This window comes from Sporosarcina sp. NCCP-2222 (genome assembly GCF_023168145.1).
GTDB lineage: Bacteria > Bacillota > Bacilli > Bacillales_A > Planococcaceae > Sporosarcina.
The window spans coordinates 135,725-140,020 of sequence record NZ_BQYK01000006.1 but is presented as its reverse complement, the minus strand read 5'-3'; the positions used below and the strand labels follow the sequence as shown (position 1 = coordinate 140,020).

Below are 4,296 nucleotides of genomic sequence, written 5' to 3'. Positions count from 1 at the left end.
GACTTGACGAACCGAACGATCGAACTGAAAGTATCGGATGAGGAATTGGCAGAGCGCAAAACAAAGCTGCAGCCATTCGAACCGAAGATTAAAAAAGGATATTTAGCCAGATATTCAAAGCTTGTCACTTCTGCAAGTACAGGCGGCGTTATGAAAATCTAATAATAAAATCGATGATGGGGCAAAAGTGATTAGATCCTGTATTCCCAGAGAGCCGGTCGTGCTGGAAGCCGGCAATACACCTAATCGCGATATCACCTCGGAGTGGGTTGCTGAAAAGAAGACTGAGTAGGCAATCCCGGGCGGCATGAATTGCAGGCAGCCCGTTACAAACGAATGGATAGGCATCCTATCCATTCATGAGGCGGCGGATTGCCGCGAACAAGGGTGGTACCATGAAAAGTTTTTTCATCCCTTATACGAAGAATGGTTTCTTTGTGTGGGGAGAAAAAGCTTTTTATTTTTGAATAAAATGGAGCAGAGAAAAGTCAGGAGGAGTTAGCAAATGAGTGCTGAAGTTCAAACGAAGCAAGCTGTTTTGGAACCAATGCCGACCATGGAAGAGCAGCAGACAACAAGACCGGCGGATGGGTCAGCGGTCCTGATTCAGGCGTTGAAGGACCAAGGTGTCGAAGTCATTTTCGGTTACCCAGGAGGAGCCGTCTTACCGATTTATGACGCATTGTATAAGGATCCGATTCCACATGTGCTTGCCCGTCATGAACAGGGAGCCATCCATGCGGCGGAAGGATATGCGCGTGTATCCGGTAAGCCCGGCGTCGTCATCGCGACATCCGGACCCGGCGCAACCAACTTGGTGACAGGCATTACGGATGCAATGATGGATTCCTTGCCGTTGGTCGTCTTCACTGGCCAAGTCGCAAGCTCCGTCATTGGTACAGACGCTTTCCAAGAGGCGGATATTATTGGCATTACACAACCGATCACGAAGCACAACTATCAAGTGCGTGATGTAGCCGATTTTCCAAGAATTATTAAAGAAGCGTTCCATATTGCATCAACAGGGCGCAGAGGACCGGTTGTCGTCGATATCCCAAAAAACGTTGCGACAGAAGTGTTCACAACACCAGAGTCATTTGATGTCGAAGTGGATCTCCCAGGGTATCAGCCGACGACGACTCCTAACTTTTTGCAAATACAAAAAGCGGTCCATACACTCACACATGCGAAGAAACCGATCATTCTGGCAGGCGCGGGCATCTTGCACGCCCAAGCGATGGATGAACTGAAGGAATTTGTAGAACGGCACCGCATCCCGGTGACCAACACACTCCTTGGGCTAGGCAGTATTCCAGGCGATCATGAACTGTTCCTCGGAATGGCAGGCATGCATGGAACATACACCGCTAATATGGCGCTCAGCGAGTGTGATGTCCTTTTGAACATTGGAGCTCGGTTCGACGATCGATTGACTGGAAATCTAAAGACATTCGCACCGAATGCAAAGGTAATCCATATAGATATCGATCCAGCTGAAATCGGCAAGAATGTGCCAACAGAAATTCCAATCGTTGCGGATGCGAAGGAAGCACTGAAAGCTTTACTCGCTGCAGATATGTATTCTCCGGAGACGGAGGAATGGATTGAATCATTAGTAAAAAAGACGGAAGATTTCCCATTGTGGTACAAAGAGGACGATTCTGCTTTATTGCCGCAGCAAGCGATCCAAATCATCCACCGCCTGACAAACGGGGATGCCATCGTCACAACGGACGTCGGTCAGCATCAAATGTGGGCGGCGCAATATTACGCTTTGAATAACCCGGATCATTGGGTGACGTCAGGTGGTCTGGGAACAATGGGCTTCGGTTTCCCGGCTGCTATCGGTGCACAATTTGCCAAACCGGATAAGCGTGTCGTCGCGATTGTCGGGGATGCTGGCTTCCAAATGACTGCCCAGGAGCTTTCCTTGCTCCAGGAATTCCGGATTCCAGTCAAAGTCGTCATTTTAAACAATGGGGCACTCGGCATGGTCCGGCAGTGGCAGGAGACATTCTATGACGAAAGGTATTCCCAGTCGTTGATTCCCGTACAGCCTAATTTCGTGAAGTTGGCAGAAGCGTATGACATTAAAGGATACCGCATTAATTCGCCGGAAGAAGCGGAAGCCGTGTTTGCGGAAGCTTTACTTTCAGACGAACCAGTCCTAATCGACTGCCGCGTGAAGCAACAGGAAAATGTCTATCCAATGGTTGCTCCTGGAAAAGGATTACATGAAATGATTGGAGTGAGCGGCAAATGAGACGGATCATCACTGTAACAGTCATCAATCAAAGTGGTGTGCTGAACCGGGTCACGGGGCTGCTCATGAAACGGCAATTCAATATTGAAAGCATTACAGTCGGACATTCGGAGCAGCCAGGCATGTCCAAAATGACTTTCATCGTCCATGTGGAAGATGAAGGGAAAATTGAGCAGCTCGTAAAACAGCTTCAGAAACAGATCGATGTCATCAAAGTGAATGACATCACTGACAAAGCGATTGTCATGCGGGAGTTGGCCTTAGTGAAAGTTGTTGCACCTCCTCAGGCGCGCAGCGAAATTAACAGCATCGTTGAACCATTCCGGGCAACGATCATCGACTCCGGAAAAAACGTTGTCACATATCAAGTAGTCGGCAACCCGGAAAAAATCGAGGCATTCATTGATCTCGTCAAGCCATACGGCATTAAAGAGTTATCGAGAACTGGCGCTACTGCATTCGTCAGAGACATGCAAAAGGCTCCATCACCACAGTTATCCATTTTAAAATAAATAAAACCGAAAATTGGAGGAATATACAATGGCTAAAATGTACTATAACCAAGATATCAACGAAGGACTTCTACAAGGAAAGACAATTGCAATCATCGGATACGGCTCGCAAGGTCATGCACATGCACAAAACTTGAAGGATTCAGGATACAACGTAGTTGTAGGTGTACGTCCGGGTAAATCTTTTGACCAAGCGAAAGAAGATGGCCTGACTGTTAAAACGGTTCGCGAAGCTGCGAAAGAAGCAGATATTATCATGATTCTTCTTCCAGACGAAAGACAAAAGAAAGTGTACGAGGAAGAAATTGCACCTGAATTGAAAGAAGGCAAATCACTCGTCTTCGCACACGGCTTCAACGTTCATTTCGGCCAAATCGTACCGCCAAGTGATGTTGATGTATTCCTAGTAGCTCCTAAAGGTCCTGGGCATCTTGTCCGGAGAACATATGAAGCAGGCGCAGGAGTTCCAGCATTGTTCGCAGTATTCCAAGACAACTCAGGTCAAGCAAAAGACGTGGCTCTAGCGTATTCAAAAGGGATCGGCGCAGCGCGTGCAGGTGTATTGGAAACGACATTCAAAGAAGAAACAGAAACAGATCTATTTGGAGAACAGGCAGTATTATGCGGCGGCTTGACATCACTCGTCAAAGCGGGCTTCGAAACATTGGTAGAAGCAGGATATCAGCCTGAGCTTGCTTATTTCGAAACAATGCACGAATTGAAATTGATCGTCGACTTGATGTATGAAGGCGGCATGTCCGGCATGCGCTACTCCATCTCTGACACAGCTGAGTGGGGCGACTTCGTATCAGGACCGCGCGTAGTAGATGCAGACGCGAAAGCTCGCATGAAAGACATCTTGACAGATATCCAAGAAGGTAAATTTGCTGAAGGCTGGATTCAAGAGAACGAAAATGGCCGTCCGAACTTCAATGCAATTGAAAAATCAGAAGCAGAGCATGAAATCGAAAAGGTTGGACAAAAGCTTCGTGCAATGATGCCGTTTGTTAATCAAAGCGTAAATTCCAAACAGGAGGAAGTGGTCGCGAGTGCGCAAAATTGATATATTCGACACGACACTACGGGACGGTGAACAGTCGGCGGGAATTAATCTAAATACTGCCGAAAAGTTGGAAATCGCACGCCAGCTCGAACGGTTTGGCGCAACGGTGATCGAAGCAGGTTTTCCTGCTTCTTCACCGGGTGATTTCGAAGCAGTCAAAAGAATTGCGGAAACGGTCAAACGCTCTACAGTAACTGGTTTGGCACGGGCGATGAAGAAGGATATCGATACATCATGGGAGGCGCTCCGCGGAGCGGAACAACCGCATCTCCACGTATTTCTGGCTACCTCCCCAATTCATATGGAATATAAATTAAAAAAGACACCTGATCAAGTTGTCGACATCGCGGTGGAAGCTGTGAAATACGCCAAGCGCTTTTTCCCGCTCGTCCAATGGTCTGCGGAAGATGCTTTCCGATCTGATCCAGCGTACCTTGTCCGCATTATCAATGAAGTTA

At 47.6% G+C, this 4,296-nt stretch carries 4 protein-coding genes, 1 pseudogene and 1 other annotated feature; all 5 genes and pseudogenes read left to right on the top strand.

Annotated features, from left to right (window positions below):
* Positions 1–162, top strand: a 162-nt coding sequence (locus NCCP2222_RS14055; RefSeq protein WP_248513073.1) for a dihydroxy-acid dehydratase domain-containing protein, incomplete at its 5' end; no start/stop codon positions are given.
* A 2-nt stretch (positions 163–164) separates the two neighbouring features.
* Positions 165–419 (top strand) — a binding site (T-box leader).
* Positions 420–505: 86 nt separating this feature from the next.
* Positions 506–2,263, top strand: a complete 1,758-nt coding sequence (gene ilvB / locus NCCP2222_RS14050; protein WP_375709190.1) for an acetolactate synthase large subunit — start codon at positions 506–508, stop codon at positions 2,261–2,263.
* Positions 2,260–2,775 (top strand): acetolactate synthase small subunit, encoded by a 516-nt coding sequence (gene ilvN, locus NCCP2222_RS14045; protein ID WP_238080598.1) that lies wholly within the window; start codon positions 2,260–2,262, stop codon positions 2,773–2,775. Before ilvB ends, ilvN begins: the two co-directional genes overlap by 4 nt.
* Before the next feature lie 28 nt (positions 2,776–2,803).
* Complete coding sequence (gene ilvC, locus NCCP2222_RS14040) at positions 2,804–3,838, top strand: ketol-acid reductoisomerase (protein ID WP_248512976.1); 1,035 nt, start codon at positions 2,804–2,806, stop codon at positions 3,836–3,838.
* A pseudogene (locus NCCP2222_RS14035) lies at positions 3,825–4,296 on the top strand (2-isopropylmalate synthase); the annotation flags it as partial. The gene ilvC and the pseudogene NCCP2222_RS14035, both read left to right, overlap by 14 nt.